The sequence below is a fragment of the Pseudomonas sp. P65(2024) genome, assembly GCF_057480955.1.
This window is the reverse complement of record NZ_JBLIYX010000002.1, coordinates 456,310-475,497: the sequence shown is the minus strand read 5'-3', so window position 1 is coordinate 475,497 and position 19,188 is coordinate 456,310. Positions and strand designations below refer to the sequence as shown.

Here is a 19,188-nt window from a genome sequence, read left to right as displayed (position 1 = left end):
CGGAGGAGGGGCCAAGCTTGCCATGGCGCGGCGCAGAGCTGAATATCGCAGATCAATACTTGCTTCACACTGGATGTACCGATGCCCGCCAGCTTCAATCCCGACCAGCTGCGTACCAGCCTGTCGCCCCTTGCTGATCGCCAGCCGTTGTCCGCCCAGGGCCAGGCCTACCAGCGCTTCTACGGCCTGGATCTGCCCGCGCGCAGTTGGCTGGGTGGCTTCCAGGTGGCGGGCTTCGATCTGGTCGGACAGCTCTGGCTGCCGGAGCAACCGGTGGCGACGGTGTTCCTGCTGCACGGCTATTACGACCACATGGGCCTGTACCGGCATGTGATCGCGTGGGCATTGGGCCAGGGCTACGCAGTGATCGGCTGCGACCTGCCCGGTCATGGCCTGTCCAGCGGCGAGCGGGCCAGCATCGATGACTTCGGCATCTACCAGCAGGTGCTCGATGCACTGTTCGAACAGGCCCGCCTGCTGGAACTGCCGCGACCCTGGCATCTATGCGGACAGAGCACCGGCGGGGCAATCGTGGTCGATCACCTGCTGCACCAGGGTGAACGCAGCCCGGCCGACGGCCAGGTGATCCTGCTGGCGCCCCTGGTGCGCCCACGTGCCTGGCACTGGTCGAAACTGAGCTATCGGGTGCTGCGCCACTTCGTCAGCGGCATCGAGCGGCGCTTCAGTGAGAACACCAACGACCCGGCCTTCCTGCCCTTCCTCGAGGCCGACCCGCTGCAGCCACGGCGCCTGCCGACTGCCTGGGTGGGGGCGTTGATGAAGTGGGTCCGGCGTATCGAAGCCGCGCCGCGCAGCACGCGCCAGCCCCTGATCGTGCAGGGCGAGGCGGACGGCACGGTGGACTGGCCCTACAACCTCAAGGTGCTCAAGGCCAAGTTCGCCGAACCGCAGATCCTCATGCTGCCCGAGGCGCGGCATCACCTGGCCAACGAGCTGCCCGGCATTCGCCAGCGCTACTTCGACTTCATCGGCCAGCGCCTGGGCTGATCACTTCAGCTCGGCGGCATTCTGGCCCACGGCCAGGGCGGCGCGTACCGCTGCCACCGCCGCCTTGTAGTAGGCCTGGCCGTCGGCGGATTCGGCGAAGGTGGCGAATTCCTCCAGCTCGGCGTCCGACAGGTCGCGATAGACGTACAGCAGGGTATTGTTGAGGTCTTCGCCGACCTGATTCATCAAGCGTTGGCGCTGGCCATCGAGCAGGTTCTGCGCCTGGCCGCCACCGAACAGGCCGGGCAGCATCGAGCTCAGGCTGTCGGCCGCCACGCCGGCGATCGCCAGGCTGACCTCGGCGCCGGCTTCGCGGGCCGGCAGGGCCTGGGCCAGGTGGCCGACGATCAGCAGGCGGTTGTCGCTGGCCTGGACCTTGGGCAGGCCCTTGGCATTCTTGGCCAGCTGGTCCTTGCGCGTGGCCAGCAGCTCGGCGGCCACCACCTTGCGCCCCAGCGGTGACTGGAAGAACGCCAGGGCCGGCGAGGGATTCGCCAGGTTGGCGCGCAGCTGCGCCTGGGCCCGGCGGTCCATGGCCTGGGCCTGGAAGCGCTGGTTGCTGTTGTTGACCAGCGCCTGGTAGACGGCAGGCGGCAGGCTGTTGCGGTAGCGCTGCTGGGCAGCGCTCACGGCATCGTTGAAATGGACGCGCTGGTCGGGCCAGCCGGCGGCCTTGTACAACTGTTCGAGGCTGTCCGCCCAGACAGGCATGGTGCAGATCATCAGCAGAAGCAGGGAAAACAGACGGCGCATTCAGGACTCCTGTCGGCAGGCCGCTATTGTCCTAGGCGTGGCGGGGCTTTGTCGAGTCGCCAGCGGCGCTTCCTGACCAAGTGGCGCTGTGCGAGCGATTGGCGAATGGCTATGATGCGCCATGCACACGCCTTTCGAACATCCGCTGCTGTCGACGATCGTCGACGACCTGGCCACCCGTGGCTGGTCGCAGCAACCTCTCTTCCTGCCCGACGCGCTGTCGCGCGCGCTGGCGGCCGAATGCCGTCGCCGTCACGCCGAGGGCGAACTCAACCCGGCCAGCGTCGGTCGCGGCGCCGCGCAGGAGATCCGCGAGGCGATCCGTGGCGACCAGATCCAGTGGCTCGACCCCGGCGAGTCGGAGGTCTGCGACCGCTACCTGGGCGCGATGGACAGCCTGCGCCAGGCCATCAACCAGGGTTTGTTCCTGGGGCTTGAGGACTTCGAGTGCCATTTTGCGCTGTATCCCCCGGGGGCTTTCTACAAGCGCCATCTCGACCGCTTCCGTGACGACGACCGGCGCATGGTATCGGCCGTGTTCTACCTCAATGAAGGTTGGCAACCGGAGGATGGCGGGCAGTTGCGGATGTTCCTGCAGGACGGTGTCGAGCACGACGTACAGCCGGTGGCGGGCAGCCTGGTGGTGTTCCTGTCGGGTGAAGTGCCGCACGAAGTGCTCCCGGCCGGGCGTGAACGCCTGTCGTTGACCGGCTGGTTCCGGCGCCGTGGCAATGACCCGTTCTGAGCGGCCGAAAGTACTGGTCAGTGCCTGCCTGCTGGGCCAGCCAGTGCGCTATGACGGGCGTGCCAGTGGTCATCCCGACGTCGTGCAGCGCTGGCAGGCCGAAGGCCGGGTGGTGCCGCTGTGCCCGGAGGTGGCCGGTGGCCTGCCGACGCCGCGACCGCCTGCGGAAATTCCGGGCGGGCAGGGCGTTCAGGTCCTGGATGGGCAGGCGCGGGTAGTGACGGTGTCCGGCGACGATGTCAGCGAGGCGTTTCTGGCCGGGGCCAGACGGGCGCTGGAGTTGGTGCGTCGGCATGGCATCCGTGTGGCGGTGCTTAAGTCCGGCAGCCCGTCGTGTGGCAACCTGCAGACCTATGACGGCAGCTTCAGCGGAGTGAAGGTGGCTGGGGAAGGGGTGACCGCGGCCTTGCTGCGTCGCGAAGGGGTGCTCGTGTTCAGCGAGCTGGAGCTGGAAGACGCGCAGCGAGCGTTGGCCAAGGTCTGATCGCCGGGCAAGCCCGCTCCCACGCAATGGTGACCATGACGGCAGCGTGGGAGCGGGCTTGCCCCGCGATGCGGTGTTACTGTCCGGTGGTCGCCTGCTTGGTGCCCTTGAACCATTTGCTTTCCAGGTCGGCCAGACGGCCATCATCCTCGATCCGCTGCAGGGCATTGTTCACAGCCGTCTCGAAAGCTGGATTGCCCTTCTGGTACGGGATCACCAATTTCTGGCCGGCCAGGGCCCGAATGGCGTCGAGCTTGTCGCTCAGTTCGGCATCTTGCTGGTTGAAGGTCATGTCGAATTTGCCGCTCTCCACCCCAGGCAGCACCTCTTCGGCGGGCGTCTCGACGAACTCGGCCCGCACATCCAGCTCCTTGGCCAGGGCCTGCCCCAACTCGATCTCGAAGCCGGTCAGGTGTTCGTTCTCCTTGAACGCATAGGGCGGCGCGTCGCCAAGCACGGCGATGCGCAGTTCGCCACGGTCGTTGATTTCGTCGATCAGTTCGGCCTGGGCCAATGGGCTGAACAGTGCCGCCAGCAGAATGCCAATGGTCAAACGCATGAGTGCCCCTTTCTTGTTCGGCAGATGAAGTGCATTCGCCGTGGCTTTCTCGTCTACCCCGGTCGAACGCAGCCTAAGACCTCCAGGTCGCGGCAAGGTTTTCTTCGGCCCTGAAATATTTCTGTCCCTGTTTTTGAACCTCTCCCGGTCGCGTTGGACTATGGTGAAGTACCGCCACACTGCCTTTAAGTGATAGCGGTCAATTGAAGTGAATCACAGGAGAAGTGAATGAAAAGCCTATTTTCGCGTGCTGCCGTCGCCGGTCTGCTGATGGGGGCGTCGGTGTTCGCCAGTGCCGCGGATGCCCTGAAGAGCGAGCAGCCACCGGAAGGCGCCAAGGTCTTCATCGTTTCCCCCGCTGATGGGGCCACGGTCGACAAGACCTTCACCGTCAAGTTCGGCATCGAAGGCATGGACCTCAAGCCCGCGGGCGACCAGACCCCGCACTCTGGCCATCACCACCTGCTGGTGGATGTGGACAAGGCGCCCCTGGCCGACCAGCCGCTGCCCACGAGCCTGATGCCCGAGAACAACGCGCCGCTGCCGGCAGGCCCGCAGGTGCTGCACTTCGGCAAGGCGCAGACCGAGGCGACCATCACCCTCACGCCGGGCAAGCACACCCTGCAGCTGGTGCTGGGCGACAAGTACCACGTGCCGTTCAAGCCAAGCGTCGAGTCGCAGAAGATCACCGTCAACGTGAAGTGACCCGCCGCGCCATCGCCGGCCGGCCAGCTTGCCGGCGATGAGCGCAATGCAGACGGGCAAGCGTTTCAGAATTGCGAGCCAACCACTTCCTGCGCCACGCCCAGAAAAGCCGCCGGCAATCGCGCCTGACGCCGCTCCTTCAGGCAGTACAGGTACTCGTGCATCACCGGCGCCTCCTCCAGCGCCAGCACCCGAAGCTCCGGGTTATGCGGCACCTCGTGGCGGGCAATGATGCTGATGCCGATGTTGCGCAGCACCGCCTCGCGAATCGACTCGCGGCTGCCGATCTCCAGCAAGGCCCCGGCCTTCACATTGGCTTCTTGCATCATCTGCTCGGTCAGTTTGCGGGTGGTCGAGCCTTGCTCGCGCATCAGCAGGCAATGCCCGGCCACCACGTCGATGGACACCGCCTGACGCTGGGCCAGCGGATGATTGCGGTGTACCGCCAGCACCAGCGGATCGGTGCCCAGCACCCGGCGCACCAGGCGCGCATCTTCCAGCAGTTGCGAGGACGCGGCGATATCCACCCGGTAATCCTCGAGCATCTCCAGCACCAGCTGCGAGTTGCCGATTTCCACCGCCACTTCCACTTGGGGCAGGCGCTCGCGGAAGATCTTCACCAGGTCGAGAATGTAGTAGGGCGCCGTGGCGGCGATGCGCAGGCTGCCCTGGGCCTGGCCACTGTTGCGCAGCTCGAACTCGATGTCGGCCTCCTGCTGCAGCAGTGCCTTGACCATCGGCAGCAGGCGCACGCCTTCCTCGCTCAGCACCAGGCGCCGGCCACCGCGGTAGAACAGCTCGACGTTGTACTGGCCTTCGAGATTGCGGATCTGCGTGGTCACCGTAGGCTGGCTGAGCCCGAGCTTCTTTGCCGCCAGGGTGATACTGCCCAGGCGGGCCACCATGTAGAAGGCTTTGAGCTCGGCGCTCAGCATTGTGGATAACCTCTGTTCTGCGCTGCGGGCGCCTATTTGCGCAGCAGGCGCAAGCCGTTAAACACCACCAGCAGGCTCACGCCCATGTCGGCGAACACCGCCATCCACATGGTGGCCATGCCGGCAAAGGTGATTGCCAGGAAGATCGCCTTGATTGCCAGGGCCAGCACGATGTTCTGGGTGAGGATCGCCGCGCTTTGGCGCGACAGCCTGACGAACGCCGGGATTTTGCGCAAGTCGTCGTCCATCAGCGCCACGTCGGCGGTCTCGATGGCCGTGTCGGTGCCGGCGGCGGCCATGGCGAAGCCGATTTCGGCACGGGCCAGTGCCGGTGCGTCGTTGATGCCGTCACCGACCATGCCGACCCGATGGCCCTCGCCGTACAGGCGCTCGATGCTGGCCAGCTTGTCCGCCGGCAGCAGGTTGCCCTCGGCGCGATCAATCCCCACCTGGGCGGCGATGGCCTGGGCAGTGTGGGGATTGTCGCCGGTCAACATGACAGTCTTGATGCCCAGCTCGTGCAGTTCGGCGATGGCCTGGCGGCTGCTGTCCTTGACCGTGTCGGCCACGGCGAACAGCGCCAGCGGGCCGGAGCGGTCGAGCAGCAGCACCACGGTCTTGCCCTGGCGCTCCAGCACATCGAGCTGCGCTTCAAGCTCCGGGGAGCACAGGCCGAGCTCTTCGACCAGGCGATGGTTGCCCAGGTGGTAGGTCTGGCCCCCGATATCACCGCGCACACCGCGACCGGCCAGGGCGGCGAAATCGGTGACTTCGCTCAAGGCCAGGTCCTGTTCCTCGGCGAACAGGGCGATGGCACCGGACACCGGGTGGTCGGAGCGGGCGGCCAGACTGGCGGCCAGGGCTTGGGCCCGGCCTTCGAACAGCGGGTCGAGGACCTTGCTGTCGGTCTGCACCGGCTTGCCGTGGGTGATGGTGCCGGTCTTGTCCAGGGCGAGGAAGTCCAGTTTGCGACCGCCTTCGAGGTACACGCCGCCTTTGATCAGGATGCCCTTGCGCGCCGCCGCGGCCAGGCCGCTGACGATGGTCACCGGGGTCGAGATCACCAGCGCGCACGGGCAGGCCACCACCAGCAGCACAAGGGCGCGGTAAATCCAGTCGAACCAGGCGCCGGCCATGAACAGCGGTGGGATCACCGCCACGGCCAGGGCCACGGCGAACACCACCGGGGTGTAGATGCGCGAGAACTGGTCGACGAAGCGCTGGGTCGGCGCGCGGGCGCCCTGGGCCTCCTCGACGGCCTTGATGATCCGCGCCAGGGTCGACTGGCCGGCGGCGGCGGTGACGCGGTACTCCAGGGCACCGGCCTGGTTGATGGTGCCGGCGAACAGCTTGTCGCCCACGGCTTTCTCGACCGGCAGGCTCTCGCCGGTGATCGGCGCCTGGTCGACGCTGGACTGGCCACTGACCACCTCGCCATCCAGGCCGATACGTTCGCCCGGCCGTACCCGCACCAGGGCGCCGATCGGCACCTCGCGCACGTCGAGCTCGCGCCACTGGCCGTCAGCCTGCTGCACGGTGGCCAGGTCTGGCGCCAGTTGCATCAGGCCGCCAATGGCATTGCGCGCGCGATCCAGCGAGCGTGCCTCGATCAGCTCGGCGATGGTGAACAGCACCATGACCATGGCCGCCTCCGGCCATTGGCCGATCAGCACGGCGCCGGTCACGGCGATGCTCATCAGGGCATTGATGTTGAGGTTACGGTTCTTCAGGGCGATCCAGCCCTTCTTGTAGGTGCCCAGGCCACAGCCGAGGATCGCCGCCAGGGCCAGCACGGCGACCACCCAATCCGGCGCCTTGCCGGAGAAGTGCACGACTTCGGCGGCAATCGCGGCAACACCCGACAAGGCCAGCGGCCACCAGCGGGTCTTGCTCGCCTGGGGCGCATTGGCGCTGCCGTCGTCCTCGGCGGCCAGCGGTTCGGCCTTCATGCCCAGGCTGTCGATGGCCCGCTCGATCTCGGCGGTGCCGGTCAGTGTATGGCGCACGCCAAGCACACGGTTGATCAGGTTGAACTCCAGCTGCTCGATGCCGGCCAGCCTGCCCAGCTTGTCCTGGATCAGGGTCTGTTCGGTGGGGCAGTCCATGGCCTTGATGCGAAAACGACTGAGCTGCGCCTGGGCGCTGGCCTTTTCGGTCAGCTGCACCAAGGCCGGTGCAGCCTTGCTGGCACAGCAGCTGTGGGCGTGGGGCTCATGGTCATGCGCATGGTCATGCTTGTGGTCGGGGCTGACAGGCTGGTTCATGGAATCATCCTTAACTGAGCACTGGCCTCTGCGCAAATCCGCAGAGTGGGTTGTTGCCAAGTGAACACCCTGTAGCCACTATAGGGTCAAGCCCTCTGCTGGAGATTTGCCATGAAGATCGGAGAATTGGCCAAGGCCACCGACTGCGCCGTGGAGACCATCCGCTACTACGAGCGTGAGCAGCTGCTGCCCGAGCCCGCCCGCAGCGACGGCAACTATCGGCTCTACACCCAGGCCCATGTCGAGCGGCTGACTTTCATCCGCAACTGCCGCACCCTGGACATGACCCTCGATGAGATCCGCAGCCTGTTGAACCTGCGCGACAGCCCCGACGGCTCATGCGGCAGCGTCAACGCGCTGATCGACGAACATATCGAGCATGTGCAGGCGAGGATCGACGGGCTGGTGGCGCTGCAGGCGCAGCTGGTGGAGTTGAGGCAGCGGTGCAATGCGCAGGGGGCGGAGTGCGCGATTCTCCAGCAACTGGAGACCAATGGGGCGGTGACGGTGCCGGAAACCGAGCATTCCCATGTAGGCAGAAGCCACGGGCATTGAAAGTACTGGGGGCGCTGCGCCCCCCTTTCGCGACACAAGGCCGCTCCCACAGGTACAGCGCAGTTTCAGGTTCTGCACCGTACCTGTGGGAGCGGCCTTGTGTCGCGATGGGCTGCAAGGCAGCCCCGGCAATCTGAAAAGCTACACCGCCATCGGCGCGGTCATCGGCGCATGGTGCTCGTAGCCTTCCAGCCAGAAGTCGCTTGGCTCGATCTTCTCCAGCCACTCCGGCTCGTACTTGCCGGTCTCGGCGAATGCCGGCACGCGGTCGCTGATCACCAGCTTCGGTGCCGCCAACGGCTCACGCTTCATCTGCTCATTGAGCATGTCCAGGTGGTTCTCGTACACATGGGCATCGCCGATGAAGTAGGTGAACCAGCGCGGGGTGTAGCCGGTCAGGCGGCCGAACAGCGACAGCAGCGCCGCGCCCTCGGTGAGGTTGAACGGCGTGCCCAGGCCCAGGTCGTTGGAGCGGATGTAGAGGGTCAGGGAGATTTCCTTCGTCTCGACATTCGGGTGGAACTGGTACAGCAGGTGGCACGGCGGCAGGGCCATTTCATCCAGCTGGGCGCAGTTCCAGCCGTGGAACAGGATGCGTCGGCTGCCCGGGTCGTTGGCGATGGTGTCCAGGCACTGGCGTACCTGGTCGATGGCCTTGTACAGGATGACGAACGCCTGGCCGTCTTCCTCGTCCTGGGCGATACGGCGGAAACCGGCCTTTTCAGCCATCTCGATGGCTGCCGGGTTGCTCAGCGGGACGCGCTTGTAGCCCGGCCACTGGCGCCATTGCACGCCGTAGATCTCGCCGAGGTCGTCATGGCCCTGGCGGAACGGGTTGGCCAGCCACTGGGCGTTCTCGTTGGCGTTCTGGTCCCAGACCTTGCAGCCCAGTTCGCGGAACTCGCCGGCGTTCTTCACGCCGCGCAAAAAGCCCACCATCTCGCCGATCGCCGACTTGAACGCCAGCTTGCGCGTGGTGATGGCCGGGAAGCCTTTCTGCAGGTCGAACTTGAGCATGGCGCCCGGCAGGCTGATGGTGCGGATGCCGGTGCGGTTTTCCTGCAGCGTGCCATTTTCGATGACGTCACGGACCAGATCTAGATACTGTTTCATGGCTTACCTGTAGCAAGAACGGCAGGGGGATCGCCCCTGCCGTGAAAATCAGACGGTGGCCTTGGCCGACGGCTTACGGTTGTAGGCCCACCAGATCAGGAAGATGCCGCCGACGATCATCGGCACGCAGAGCAACTGACCCATGGTCAACCAGCCGAAGGCGATGTAGCCCAGCTGGGCGTCGGGTACCCGCACGAACTCCACGATGAAGCGGAAGATGCCGTAGAACAGTGCGAACATGCCGGAAACGGCCATGGTCGGGCGCGGCTTGCGCGAGTACAGCCAAAGGATGACGAATAATGCCACACCTTCGAGGGCGAACTGGTACAGCTGCGACGGGTGACGCGGCAGCTGGGCCGGGTCGCTGAATGGTGGGAACACCATCGCCCACGGCACGTCGGTGGCCTTGCCCCACAGCTCGGCGTTGATGAAGTTGCCGATACGCCCGGCGCCCAGGCCGATCGGCACCAGCGGCGCGACGAAGTCCATCAGCTCGAAGAACGACTTGTTGTTGCGCTTGCCGAACCACAGCGCGGCCAGCATCACGCCGATGAAACCGCCGTGGAACGACATGCCGCCTTTCCACACCTCGAAGATCAAGGTCGGGTTGGCCAGGTACTGGTGCAGGTCGTAGAACAGCACGTAGCCCAGGCGCCCGCCGACGATCACCCCCATCGACAGCCAGAACACCAGGTCGGAGAGTTTCTCGCGGCTCCAGGTCGGGTCGAAGCGGTTCAACCGGCGCGAGGCCAGCAGCCAGGCGCCGCCGATGCCGATCAGGTACATCAGGCCGTACCAGTGGATTTTCAGTGGACCGAGGGCCACGGCCACCGGGTCGATCTGCGGGTAAGGCAGCATTGTCTTTCCTCTAGGTTCAGATAAGGAAGCTCAGTCCGACGCAGAACAGCAGCGCGGCGAACAGACGCTTGAGCACGCGCGGCGACAGCTTGTGCGCCAGACGCGCGCCGTAGCGGGCGAAGAACATGCTGGTGGCAGCGATGCCGACCAGCGCCGGAAGGTAGACGTAGCCCAGGCTGTGGGCCGGCAGGTGTTCCTCGTGCCAGCCCAGCCACATGAAGCCCAGGGCACTGGCCAGGGCGATCGGCAGGCCACAGGCCGACGAAGTCGCCACCGCCTGCTGCATGGGCAGGCTGCGCCAGGTGAGGAACGGCACGGTCAGCGAACCGCCACCGATGCCGAAGATGGCCGAGGCCCAGCCGATCACCCCGCCGGCGGCGGTCAACCCGGGCTTGCCGGGGATGCCGCGGCTGGCCTTGGGCTTGAGGTCCAGGGCCATCTGCGCGGCGATCACCAGGGCGAACACGCCGATGATCTTCTGCAGCATCGGGCCCTGGATGAGCGAGGCGGTCTTGGCCCCGACCAGCGCGCCGAGCAGGATGCCCACGGTCATCCAGGCGAAGATCGGCCACTGCACCGCCCCCTTGCGCTGGTGCTCGCGCACGGCATTGATCGAGGTGAAGACGATGGTCGCCAGCGATGTGCCGACCGCCAGGTGGGTCAGCACCGAAGGGTCGAAGCCCTGGAGGGTGAAGCTGAACACCAGCACCGGCACGATGATGATGCCGCCACCAACGCCGAACAGCCCGGCCAGCACGCCGGCGCAGGCGCCCAACAGCAGATAGAGAGCGAATTCCATTCGTGGCCCCAGTGGAAAACAATCCGGCATGGTAACGGAAGCCAAGCCCGGCGCTCTAGTGAACTCTGTGTCAGATGATGGATAGCGGTCGGCGGCGCGGGTAGAGTGGCCAAAAACACAGGGGACAACCTATGTGCCTGATCGTATTCGCCTGGCGGCCGGGGACGACCCGGCCGCTGATCGTCGCGGCCAACCGCGACGAGTTCTATGCCCGGCCGACACAGGCCCTGGCGGCCTGGGAGGATGCGCCGGGGGTGCATGCCGGGCGCGACCTGGAGGCCGGCGGCACCTGGCTTGGCGTGGGGCCGAACGGGCGCTTCGCCGCGCTGACCAACATCCGCGATCCGCGCCAGCCGCTGGGGCCGCGCTCACGGGGCGAGCTGGTGGCGGCGTACCTGCAGGGCGAGCTGGATGTCGAGGCCTACCTGGACCAGGTGGCCAGCCGCAGTGGGCAGTACTCGGGGTTCAACCTGCTGGTGGGCGATGGCGAGCGGCTGGGCTACCTGCATGCCCGTGAGGCCGCGCCGCGTCTGTTGGCGCCTGGGGTCTACGGGCTTTCGAACGCCGGGCTGGATACGCCGTGGCCCAAGCTGGTGAAGGCGCGTAGCGGGCTTGAGAGTTTGCTTGAGGCCGCCGATCCGCAACGGCTGTTGACCCTGCTGGGCGATGCGCAGCCCGCGTCGGATGGTGAGCTGCCGGAGACTGGCGTGGGGTTGACCACCGAAAGGTTGCTGTCGAGTGTGTTCATCGCCAGCCAGAACTATGGGACGCGGGCGAGCACGGTGCTGATCGTCGATGACCAGGGGCGGCGGCGGATGGTCGAGCGCAGCTACGGGCCGTTTGGCGGGCACCTGGGCGAGGTCAGCCTGGAGGTGTGAGTCCGACCTCATCGCGGGGCAAGCCCGCTCCCACGAGGCTCTTGCAGCAACTTTGTGGGAGCGGGCTTGCCCCGCGATGAGGCCGGTACCGACGATCAGAGGGTCTTGTTAGGCCCGATCATCCGCGCCAGGCCAAGGTTCTTCAGCGCCAGTTGCAGCGAGCTGTGGATAACCTGCGGGTTGTCATGGCTCATGGCGTCGGCCAGCAGTTCCTTGGCTTTGCCCAGGTTGATCTGGCGCAGCATCCACTTCACCTTCGGCAGGTTGGTGGCGTTCATCGACAGGCTGTCGAAGCCCATGGCCATCAGCAAAATCGCCGCGGCCGGGTCACCGGCCATCTCGCCGCAGATGCTCACCGGCTTGCCTTCCTCGTGGGCGACGCTGACCACGGTCTGCAGGGCCTGCAGCACCGCCGGGTGCAGGTAGTCGTAAAGGTCGGCGACCCGCGGATTGTTGCGGTCGACCGCCAGCAGGTACTGGGTCAGGTCGTTGGAACCGACCGAGAGGAAGTCGACCTGGCGCGCCAGTTCACGGGTCTGGTACACGGCGGCGGGAATCTCCACCATCACCCCCACCGGCGGCATCGGCACGTCGGTGCCTTCGTCGCGCACCTCGCCCCAGGCACGGTGGATCAGGTGCTGGGCTTCTTCCAGCTCGTGGATGCCGGAGATCATCGGCAGCAGGATGCGCAGGTTGTTCAGGCCCTCGCTGGCCTTGAGCATGGCGCGGGTCTGCACCAGGAAGATTTCCGGATGATCGAGGGTGACGCGGATGCCGCGCCAGCCGAGGAACGGGTTTTCTTCCTTGATCGGGAAGTACGACAGCGACTTGTCGCCACCGATGTCGAGGCTGCGCATGGTCACCGGCAGCGGGTGGAACGCCTGCAACTGCTCGCGGTAGATCGCCAGCTGTTCCTTCTCGCTGGGGAAGCGCTGGTTGATCATGAACGGCACTTCGGTGCGATACAGGCCGACGCCCTCGGCGCCGCGCTGCTGGGCGCGGGCCACATCGGCGAGCAGGCCGGTGTTGACCCACAGCGGCATGCGATGGCCGTCCGGGGTGATGCACGGCAGCTCGCGCAGGGCGTCGAGGCCACGGGCCAGCTGGCGCTCCTCCTCGACCACATCGCTGTACTGCTTGCGCAGCACCTCGCCGGGGTTGGTGAACACCTCGCCCTTGTAGCCGTCGATGATCATCTCGATGCCGTCGGCCTTCGAATAGGGCAGGTCGACCACGCCCATGACGGTCGGGATGCCCATGGCACGGGCAAGAATCGCCACATGGGAGTTGCCCGAGCCCAGTACCGAGACCAGGCCCACCAGCTTGCCTTCCGGCACCTCGCCGAGCATGGCCGGGGTCAGCTCTTCGCTGACCAGGATGGTGTTGTCCTGGTAGACCAGCGACTGCGAACGGGCTTCCTGCAGGTAGGCCAGCAGGCGCCGGCCCAGGTCCTTGACGTCCGAGGCGCGCTCGCGCAGGTAGTCATCGTCCATCAGCTCGAAGCGGTTGACGTGCTCGCCGACCACCTGGCGCAGGGCGCCCTGGGCCCACTGGCCGGTCTTGATGACCTCGACCACCTCGCCACCGAGGGCGGCGTCCTCGAGCATCATCAGGTACACGTCGAACAACGCGCGCTCTTCGGGCCGCAGCTGGGTGGCGAGCTTGGCCGACAGCTTACGCATGTCCTCGCGCACGCCTTCAAGGGCGTTGTTGAACAGCTTGAGTTCGTTGTCGATGTCCTCGACGGTGCGGTCCGGCACCACCTCGAGGTCGGCAGGCGGCAGCATCACCACCGAGCGGCCGACGGCGGCGCCTGGAGAGCCCGGCACACCGACGAAGCGGGCTTCCTGGATACCCTTGCCCTGGCGCCCCAGGCCGCGGATCGAACCGGTCGCCTCGGCATGGGCGATAACCCCGGCGAGCTGGGCGCTCATGGTGACCAGGAAGGCCTCTTCGCCTTCGTCGAACTGGCGGCGCTCCTTCTGCTGGATGACCAGTACCCCCACCACGCGGCGGTGGTGGATGATCGGCGCACCGAGGAAGGAGGCGAATTTCTCTTCGCCGGTCTCGGCGAAGTAGCGATAGCGGGGGTGGTCGGCGGCGTTCTCGAGGTTCAGTGGCTCCTCGCGGGTGCCGACCAGGCCGACCAGGCCTTCATTGGGGGCCATGCTGACCTTGCCGATGGAGCGCTTGTTCAGGCCCTCGGTCGCCATCAGCACGAAGCGGTTGCTGTCCGGGTCGAGCAGGTAGACTGAGCAGACCTGGCTGCCCATCGCCTCCTTGACGCGCAAGACAATGATACCCAACGCCGTCTTGAGATCTTTGGCGGAGTTCACTTCCTGGACGATCTTGCGCAGCGTATTGAGCATGGCTCGGGGTCGGACTCCGTCGTCAGTCGCGCGTCAGCAGGCGCGGGGCTAGCTCTTTCAGGGCGCGGCGGTATACCTCGCGCTTGAATGTCACCACCTGGCCCAGCGGATACCAGTAGCTGACCCAGCGCCAGCCATCGAATTCCGGTTTGCCGGTGAGGTCCATGCGCACCCGTTGCTCATTGCTCACCAGGCGCAGCAGGAACCACTTTTGTTTCTGGCCAATGCACAGGGGCTGGCTGTGGGTGCGCACCAGGCGCTGGGGTAAACGATAACGCAACCAGCCACGGGTGCAGGCAAGAATTTCCACATCCTGGCGCTCCAGGCCCACTTCTTCGTTCAGCTCGCGGTACAGGGCATCTTCCGGCGTCTCGTCAGGGTTGATACCACCCTGGGGAAACTGCCAGGCATCCTGGTTGATCCGCCGAGCCCATAGCACCTGCCCGGCATCATTCGTGAGAATGATCCCGACATTGGGGCGAAAACCATCCGGGTCGATCACGGCAGCAACCTCGCAAACGCATGTCAACGCATTGTTCCACAAAGCCCGAGCGCGCAGCAACGCGCCCGCCAAGCTTATGTGCAGCGAGGTGAAAACTCCGTATTCTGCGGGACTCTCCCGTGGCTGATGCGAGTGACCGCGATGCGCCTGGCTTTATTCGACCTGGACAATACCCTCCTCGGTGGCGACAGCGACCACGCCTGGGGTGACTACCTATGCGAGCGGGGCATTCTCGATCCGATCGCCTATAAGCAACGCAACGACGCTTTCTACCAGGACTACCTCAACGGCTCCCTGGATATGCAGGCCTACCTGGCCTTTTCCATGGAAATCCTCGCGGCCAGCGAGCCCGCGCAGTTGGAGCAGTGGCACCGCGAGTTCATGCGCGACTGCATCGAACCGATCATCCTGCCCAAGGCCCTGGCGTTGCTGCAGCAGCACCGCGAGGCGGGCGACCAACTGGTGATCATTACCGCCACCAACCGCTTTGTCACCGCGCCGATCGCCCACCGCCTGGGCGTGCGCGTACTGCTGGCGACCGAATGCGAAACGCAGGACGGGCGCTATACCGGGCGCAGTACCGATATACCCTGTTTCCGTGAAGGCAAGGTGACGCGGCTTGCGCGCTGGATGCTGGAGAACGGGTTCGACCTGGAAGACAGCTACTTCTACAGCGACTCGCTGAACGACGTGCCGTTGCTGGAGGTGGTGGCGAACCCGGTGGCGGTGGATCCGGATCCGAAGCTGCGGGCCGAGGCCGAGCGGCGGGGGTGGCCGGTGATTTCTCTTCGGCGTTGAGATCGGCGGGGCTGCAAAGCAGCCCACGGAGCCTAGATCGGCTTGGCGCCCATCAGGCCAGCAATGGACAGGAAGCAGACGCCACTGAACAGCGCCAATGCCAAGGTGAACTTCAAACCCACGGTTTCAGCCTTGCGCAGCCGGTTGAGCCGCACTACCAGCCACCACACGGCAAACGCGCCCAGCGTATAGATGATGCTGGACGCCAGCACCCAGGTCTGCCCCAGTGGCCAGCCGACCAGGTGCACCAGCCACCAGCCGGTGAACGGCATGCTCACCAGGCACAATCCCATCAGCAGCCAGATGAACACCAGTGGTCGGCGCAACAGCTTGCCGTAGGCCTCGGCATCGCCCTGGCGGCGGGCGCGGACAGTCCAGATCGCCAGGCCCAGGCCACCCAGCAGCAACAGGGCGGTGGCGAGGATGTGCAGGGTCTTGAGGGTGGTCAGGTGTTCCATTTCGTGATCGTCCTTCTGGCTGGTGGCTTCATCGCGGGGCTAGCCCGCTCCCACGAGGTCCGTTTGGCGTGTTCAGCCCAAGAATAGCTGGTAGGCCGGATTCTCGGTCTCGTCCCAGTACGGATAGCCGATCTTGGCCAGCGCCGCTGGCACCAGGTGGCGCTCCTCCTCCGGCACCTGCAGGCCCGCGACCACCCGGCCATCGGCGGCGCCGTGGTTGCGGTAGTGGAACATCGAGATATTCCAGCGCCCACCTAGCTTGTTGAGGAAGTTGAACAGCGCGCCCGGCCGCTCGGGGAACTCGAAGCGCAGCACCATCTCGTCGCTGGCCCCGGCCGAGTGGCCACCGACCATGTGGCGGATGTGCAGCTTGGCCAGCTCGTTGTCGGTCAGGTCGGTAACCGGGAAGCCTTGTTCGGTCAACTGCTGGACCAACGCCGCGCGCGGGTCGGTTTCGGGGTGGGTCTGCACACCGACGAAGATATGCGCCTCGTCCGAGGTGTGCTTGCGGTAGTTGAACTCGGTGATCTGGCGCTTGCCGATGGCTTCGCAGAAGGCCTTGAAGCTCCCCGGGCGCTCGGGAATGGTCACGGCGATGATCGCCTCGCGCTTCTCGCCAAGTTCGGCGCGCTCGGCCACATGGCGCAGGCGGTCGAAATTGACGTTGGCACCCGAGTCGATGGCCACCAGGGTCTGCCCGGCAACGCCCTTGAGCTCGACGTATTTCTTGATACCGGCCACGCCCAGTGCGCCTGCAGGTTCTGTGATCGAGCGGGTATCGTCGTAGATATCCTTGATCGCCGCGCAGATCTCGTCGGTGCTGACGTTGATCACCTCGTCCACATGGTGACGGCAGATGTCGAAGGTGTGCTGGCCGATCTGCGCCACCGCCACGCCGTCGGCGAACAGGCCGACCTGCGGCAGCACCACGCGCTCGCCTGCGGCCATGGCCGCCTGCAGGCAGTTTGAGTCGTCCGGCTCGACGCCGATCACCTTGATCTCGGGGCGCAGGTACTTCACGTACGCCGCGATGCCGGCGATAAGCCCGCCGCCGCCGACCGGCACGAAGATCGCGTCCAGCTGGCCCGGGTGCTGGCGCAGGATTTCCATGGCCACGGTGCCTTGCCCGGCGATGGTGTGCGGATCGTCGTAGGGGTGGATGTAGACGAAGCCCTTCTCCTCCACCAGCTTCAGCGAGTAGGCCAGTGCCTCGGGGAAGGTGTCGCCGTGCAGCACCACCTTGCCGCCCCGCGAGCGCACGCCTTCGATCTTGATCTCCGGGGTGGTCTTGGGCATGACGATGGTCGCCTTGATCCCCAGCTCCCGCGCCGCCAGGGCCAGGCCTTGGGCGTGGTTGCCGGCGGAAGCGGTGACCACGCCGCGGGCCAGTTCCTCGGCGCTCAGTTGCGCGAGTTTGTTGTAGGCCCCGCGGATCTTGAACGAGAACACCGGCTGCAGGTCCTCGCGCTTGAGCAGCACGGTGTTGCCCAGGCGCTTGCTCAACTGCCCGGCGCTGTGCAGCGGGGTTTCGACGGCAACGTCGTAGACGCGCGAGGTGAGGATCTTCTTGACGTACTGTTCGAGCATCGGAAAGCATCACTGGGCCGCGGGACAAGGGCTGGGAGTCTACCGCAGCGTCACGTCGGGCGACCACAGCAAAGCCGCCGGAGCCGTTATACTAGGCAACTTTGAAATCCGCCCAGCCCCTCCCGGAGCCCGCATGACCCAGGACCAACTCAAACAGGCCGTCGCCCAGGCCGCCGTCAATCTCATCCTGCCGAAACTGGATGAGAAAAGCGTCGTCGGCGTCGGTACCGGTTCGACCGCCAACTTCTTCATCGACGCCCTGGCCCAGCACAAGACCGCCTTCGATGGCGCCGTCGCCAGCTCCGAAGCCACCGCTCAGCGCCTGAAGGGCCATGGCATCCCGGTCTACGAGCTGAACAGCGTCAGCGAGCTGGAGTTCTACGTCGACGGCGCCGACGAGAGCGACGCCCACCTCAACCTGATCAAGGGCGGCGGTGCGGCCCTGACCCGGGAGAAGATCGTCGCGGCGGTGGCCAAGACCTTCATTTGCATCGCCGACGCCAGCAAGCTCGTACCGGTGCTCGGCGCCTTCCCGCTGCCGGTCGAGGTGATTCCGATGGCCCGCAGCCATGTGGCGCGCCAGCTGGTCAAGCTGGGCGGTGACCCGGTCTACCGTGAAGGCGTGGTGACCGACAACGGCAACGTCATTCTGGATGTGCACAACCTGCAGATCATCAACCCGGTGGAGCTGGAAAGCCAGATCAACGCCATTGTCGGCGTGGTCACCAATGGCCTGTTCGCGGCGCGTCCTGCGGATGTGCTGTTGCTGGGGACCGCAGAAGGCGTGAAGACCCTCAAGGCCGAGTAAGCCTCATCGCGGGGCAAGCCCGCTCCCACGGTGGGAGCGGGCTTGCCCCGCGACAGCGCCAGCCCAGGCAATCAATCAGCCGGCTGCTTGAACACGTAGAACAGGTTCGGCTCGCTGACCAGGTAAATGGTCCCAGCGTCATCCATCGCAATCCCCTCCGCCTGCGGCACGGTCTGCTTCAAACCCTGAGACCCCTTGCGCAGCGACAGCGTGCTCAGCGGCCTGCCCTCCACATCCAGCTCCAGCACCAACCGCGACTCGTCCGACAGCGCCAGCAGGTGCCCGCTGCGTTCGTCGAACTGCAGGCTCGACAGGTCCCTCACGAACAGCCGCCGGTCACGCTTGCGGTCCTGCACCACATGCACGGCATAGGGTTTGTCGGGGTTGTCATGGGGAAAACCATGCACCTCGTAGATCATCATCGGATCCCGCTCCTTGGCCACGAACAGGCGCTTGCCCGCCGAGTCGTAGGCCAGTCCCTCGAAGCCCTTGTTGCCATTGAGACCGATGCCAAGGGACAGCTGCTCGGCATCGCTGGCGTCGAGGAACAGGGTGTCGTCGTCCAGGCGCACGCGAATCAGCCGCTGCTGGCGCTCGTCGGTGATCACGTAGCTGTTGGGTCCCACATACTCTACCGCCTCGGGGTCACCGAAGCCGGTCAGCGGCACGCGGCGCAGGATACGGCCGTCCAGCGACAGCTCGATCAGCTCCGAGCGGGCATTGGTGACGGTGAACAGGCTCTTGCGGTCGGGATCGTAGGTCAGCGCCGAGATGTCGTCGTCCAGCCCGACGATGGGCTGCGCTTCGATCGCCACCCGGTAGCGATCCAGGCCGATGCTTTGTTCGGCCGGTTGCCACCAGGTCTTGAGGTTGAACCAGCCGCGCTCGAACAGGCGGAACTCATGCCCGGCAGCAGCCAGGACGAGCAGGACAACAAGCACGATGAAGGCGAAGATCAGGCGAAGGTGGCGGCGCATGCGGACGGACTCGGCGAAAGGAGCGCGTAGCTA

Annotated in this window: 20 protein-coding genes; 8 read left to right on the top strand and 12 right to left on the bottom strand. The window is 65.6% G+C overall.

Features of this window, described 5'->3' with window-relative positions; all coding sequences use genetic code 11:
• The first annotated feature begins 81 nt into the window (after nucleotides 1–81).
• Nucleotides 82–1,008: a phospholipase BipL gene (gene bipL / locus AC25MA_RS04905; protein WP_088852204.1), complete on the top strand. Its 927-nt coding sequence runs from the start codon at nucleotides 82–84 to the stop codon at nucleotides 1,006–1,008.
• Here the strand turns inward: bipL and AC25MA_RS04900 are convergent, their stop codons facing one another.
• Nucleotides 1,009–1,761: a DUF2059 domain-containing protein gene (locus tag AC25MA_RS04900; RefSeq protein WP_028688511.1), complete on the bottom strand. Its 753-nt coding sequence runs from the start codon at nucleotides 1,759–1,761 to the stop codon at nucleotides 1,009–1,011. It abuts the gene before it with no gap.
• A 121-nt stretch (nucleotides 1,762–1,882) separates the two neighbouring features.
• Here AC25MA_RS04900 and AC25MA_RS04895 point away from each other — a divergent pair, with 121 nt between their 5' ends.
• Entirely contained in the window at nucleotides 1,883–2,506 is a 624-nt protein-coding gene (locus tag AC25MA_RS04895; protein WP_028688510.1) for a 2OG-Fe(II) oxygenase, read from the top strand.
• On the top strand, nucleotides 2,493–2,990 hold the full coding sequence (locus tag AC25MA_RS04890) for a 2-thiouracil desulfurase family protein (protein ID WP_028688509.1): 498 nt from the start codon (nucleotides 2,493–2,495) through the stop codon (nucleotides 2,988–2,990). Before AC25MA_RS04895 ends, AC25MA_RS04890 begins: the two co-directional genes overlap by 14 nt.
• A gap of 76 nt (nucleotides 2,991–3,066) precedes the next feature.
• Here AC25MA_RS04890 and AC25MA_RS04885 read toward each other — a convergent pair whose 3' ends face one another.
• Nucleotides 3,067–3,549, bottom strand: a complete 483-nt coding sequence (locus AC25MA_RS04885) for a transporter substrate-binding domain-containing protein (RefSeq protein WP_069015887.1) — start codon at nucleotides 3,547–3,549, stop codon at nucleotides 3,067–3,069.
• 228 nt (nucleotides 3,550–3,777) lie between these two features.
• On the opposite strand from AC25MA_RS04885, the gene AC25MA_RS04880 reads away from it, so the two are divergent.
• Nucleotides 3,778–4,254: a DUF4399 domain-containing protein gene (locus AC25MA_RS04880; protein ID WP_062359824.1), complete on the top strand. Its 477-nt coding sequence runs from the start codon at nucleotides 3,778–3,780 to the stop codon at nucleotides 4,252–4,254.
• A 65-nt stretch (nucleotides 4,255–4,319) separates the two neighbouring features.
• On the opposite strand, the gene AC25MA_RS04875 is transcribed toward AC25MA_RS04880, so the two are convergent.
• On the bottom strand, nucleotides 4,320–5,189 hold the full coding sequence (locus tag AC25MA_RS04875; RefSeq protein ID WP_028688506.1) for a LysR family transcriptional regulator: 870 nt from the start codon (nucleotides 5,187–5,189) through the stop codon (nucleotides 4,320–4,322).
• 32 nt (nucleotides 5,190–5,221) lie between these two features.
• On the bottom strand, nucleotides 5,222–7,453 hold the full coding sequence (locus AC25MA_RS04870) for a heavy metal translocating P-type ATPase (protein WP_486971824.1): 2,232 nt from the start codon (nucleotides 7,451–7,453) through the stop codon (nucleotides 5,222–5,224).
• A gap of 111 nt (nucleotides 7,454–7,564) precedes the next feature.
• On the opposite strand from AC25MA_RS04870, the gene cadR reads away from it, so the two are divergent.
• Nucleotides 7,565–8,008, top strand: coding sequence for a cadmium resistance transcriptional regulator CadR (gene cadR / locus AC25MA_RS04865; protein ID WP_028688504.1), 444 nt, complete (start codon nucleotides 7,565–7,567; stop codon nucleotides 8,006–8,008).
• A 141-nt stretch (nucleotides 8,009–8,149) separates the two neighbouring features.
• On the opposite strand, the gene AC25MA_RS04860 is transcribed toward cadR, so the two are convergent.
• Genes AC25MA_RS04860 through AC25MA_RS04850 form a run of 3 tightly spaced genes read right to left on the bottom strand, consistent with a single transcriptional unit; the run spans nucleotide 8,150 to nucleotide 10,778 of the window.
• Nucleotides 8,150–9,121, bottom strand: coding sequence for a thymidylate synthase (locus AC25MA_RS04860; RefSeq protein ID WP_028688503.1), 972 nt, complete (start codon nucleotides 9,119–9,121; stop codon nucleotides 8,150–8,152).
• A 48-nt stretch (nucleotides 9,122–9,169) separates the two neighbouring features.
• Entirely contained in the window at nucleotides 9,170–9,979 is an 810-nt protein-coding gene (gene lgt, locus AC25MA_RS04855) for a prolipoprotein diacylglyceryl transferase (RefSeq protein ID WP_050707398.1), read from the bottom strand.
• 16 nt (nucleotides 9,980–9,995) lie between these two features.
• Nucleotides 9,996–10,778: a sulfite exporter TauE/SafE family protein gene (locus AC25MA_RS04850; protein ID WP_028688501.1), complete on the bottom strand. Its 783-nt coding sequence runs from the start codon at nucleotides 10,776–10,778 to the stop codon at nucleotides 9,996–9,998.
• A 131-nt stretch (nucleotides 10,779–10,909) separates the two neighbouring features.
• Between AC25MA_RS04850 and AC25MA_RS04845 the strand changes: the two genes are divergently transcribed.
• Nucleotides 10,910–11,656, top strand: a complete 747-nt coding sequence (locus AC25MA_RS04845; protein WP_182321925.1) for an NRDE family protein — start codon at nucleotides 10,910–10,912, stop codon at nucleotides 11,654–11,656.
• A 95-nt stretch (nucleotides 11,657–11,751) separates the two neighbouring features.
• Here the strand turns inward: AC25MA_RS04845 and ptsP are convergent, their stop codons facing one another.
• Both ptsP and AC25MA_RS04835 read right to left on the bottom strand, forming a co-directional pair.
• Nucleotides 11,752–14,025, bottom strand: coding sequence for a phosphoenolpyruvate--protein phosphotransferase (gene ptsP, locus AC25MA_RS04840; RefSeq protein WP_028688499.1), 2,274 nt, complete (start codon nucleotides 14,023–14,025; stop codon nucleotides 11,752–11,754).
• 22 nt (nucleotides 14,026–14,047) lie between these two features.
• Nucleotides 14,048–14,527 (bottom strand): RNA pyrophosphohydrolase, encoded by a 480-nt coding sequence (locus AC25MA_RS04835; protein WP_028688498.1) that lies wholly within the window; start codon nucleotides 14,525–14,527, stop codon nucleotides 14,048–14,050.
• A 141-nt stretch (nucleotides 14,528–14,668) separates the two neighbouring features.
• On the opposite strand from AC25MA_RS04835, the gene AC25MA_RS04830 reads away from it, so the two are divergent.
• Complete coding sequence (locus tag AC25MA_RS04830; RefSeq protein ID WP_028688497.1) at nucleotides 14,669–15,325, top strand: histidinol-phosphatase; 657 nt, start codon at nucleotides 14,669–14,671, stop codon at nucleotides 15,323–15,325.
• Between the two features lie 32 nt (nucleotides 15,326–15,357).
• On the opposite strand, the gene AC25MA_RS04825 is transcribed toward AC25MA_RS04830, so the two are convergent.
• Nucleotides 15,358–15,783: a DUF2269 family protein gene (locus AC25MA_RS04825; RefSeq protein ID WP_028688496.1), complete on the bottom strand. Its 426-nt coding sequence runs from the start codon at nucleotides 15,781–15,783 to the stop codon at nucleotides 15,358–15,360.
• Between the two features lie 72 nt (nucleotides 15,784–15,855).
• Nucleotides 15,856–17,370, bottom strand: a complete 1,515-nt coding sequence (gene ilvA, locus AC25MA_RS04820) for a threonine ammonia-lyase, biosynthetic (protein WP_486971823.1) — start codon at nucleotides 17,368–17,370, stop codon at nucleotides 15,856–15,858.
• A 133-nt stretch (nucleotides 17,371–17,503) separates the two neighbouring features.
• Between ilvA and rpiA the strand changes: the two genes are divergently transcribed.
• Nucleotides 17,504–18,178, top strand: coding sequence for a ribose-5-phosphate isomerase RpiA (gene rpiA, locus AC25MA_RS04815; protein WP_486971822.1), 675 nt, complete (start codon nucleotides 17,504–17,506; stop codon nucleotides 18,176–18,178).
• 71 nt (nucleotides 18,179–18,249) lie between these two features.
• On the opposite strand, the gene AC25MA_RS04810 is transcribed toward rpiA, so the two are convergent.
• A complete protein-coding gene (locus AC25MA_RS04810) occupies nucleotides 18,250–19,155 on the bottom strand; it encodes an SdiA-regulated domain-containing protein (RefSeq protein ID WP_028688494.1) in 906 nt (301 codons plus the stop codon).
• Nucleotides 19,156–19,188: the final 33 nt, after the last annotated feature.

Bases quoted from the DNA above. Each gene is read 5' to 3' on its own strand.
- AC25MA_RS04895 (WP_028688510.1), top strand. From the start codon at position 1,883: ATGCACACGCCTTTCGAACATCCGCTGCTGTCGACGATCGTCGACGAC.
- ptsP (WP_028688499.1), bottom strand. From the start codon at position 14,025: ATGCTCAATACGCTGCGCAAGATCGTCCAGGAAGTGAACTCCGCCAAA.
- AC25MA_RS04870 (WP_486971824.1), bottom strand. From the start codon at position 7,453: ATGAACCAGCCTGTCAGCCCCGACCACAAGCATGACCATGCGCATGAC.
- rpiA (WP_486971822.1), top strand. From the start codon at position 17,504: ATGACCCAGGACCAACTCAAACAGGCCGTCGCCCAGGCCGCCGTCAAT.
- AC25MA_RS04810 (WP_028688494.1), bottom strand. From the start codon at position 19,155: ATGCGCCGCCACCTTCGCCTGATCTTCGCCTTCATCGTGCTTGTTGTC.
- AC25MA_RS04825 (WP_028688496.1), bottom strand. From the start codon at position 15,783: ATGGAACACCTGACCACCCTCAAGACCCTGCACATCCTCGCCACCGCC.
- AC25MA_RS04880 (WP_062359824.1), top strand. From the start codon at position 3,778: ATGAAAAGCCTATTTTCGCGTGCTGCCGTCGCCGGTCTGCTGATGGGG.
- ilvA (WP_486971823.1), bottom strand. From the start codon at position 17,370: ATGCTCGAACAGTACGTCAAGAAGATCCTCACCTCGCGCGTCTACGAC.
- AC25MA_RS04830 (WP_028688497.1), top strand. From the start codon at position 14,669: ATGCGCCTGGCTTTATTCGACCTGGACAATACCCTCCTCGGTGGCGAC.
- AC25MA_RS04885 (WP_069015887.1), bottom strand. From the start codon at position 3,549: ATGCGTTTGACCATTGGCATTCTGCTGGCGGCACTGTTCAGCCCATTG.
- AC25MA_RS04890 (WP_028688509.1), top strand. From the start codon at position 2,493: ATGACCCGTTCTGAGCGGCCGAAAGTACTGGTCAGTGCCTGCCTGCTG.
- AC25MA_RS04900 (WP_028688511.1), bottom strand. From the start codon at position 1,761: ATGCGCCGTCTGTTTTCCCTGCTTCTGCTGATGATCTGCACCATGCCT.
- AC25MA_RS04850 (WP_028688501.1), bottom strand. From the start codon at position 10,778: ATGGAATTCGCTCTCTATCTGCTGTTGGGCGCCTGCGCCGGCGTGCTG.
- cadR (WP_028688504.1), top strand. From the start codon at position 7,565: ATGAAGATCGGAGAATTGGCCAAGGCCACCGACTGCGCCGTGGAGACC.
- AC25MA_RS04875 (WP_028688506.1), bottom strand. From the start codon at position 5,189: ATGCTGAGCGCCGAGCTCAAAGCCTTCTACATGGTGGCCCGCCTGGGC.
- lgt (WP_050707398.1), bottom strand. From the start codon at position 9,979: ATGCTGCCTTACCCGCAGATCGACCCGGTGGCCGTGGCCCTCGGTCCA.
- AC25MA_RS04845 (WP_182321925.1), top strand. From the start codon at position 10,910: ATGTGCCTGATCGTATTCGCCTGGCGGCCGGGGACGACCCGGCCGCTG.
- AC25MA_RS04860 (WP_028688503.1), bottom strand. From the start codon at position 9,121: ATGAAACAGTATCTAGATCTGGTCCGTGACGTCATCGAAAATGGCACG.
- bipL (WP_088852204.1), top strand. From the start codon at position 82: ATGCCCGCCAGCTTCAATCCCGACCAGCTGCGTACCAGCCTGTCGCCC.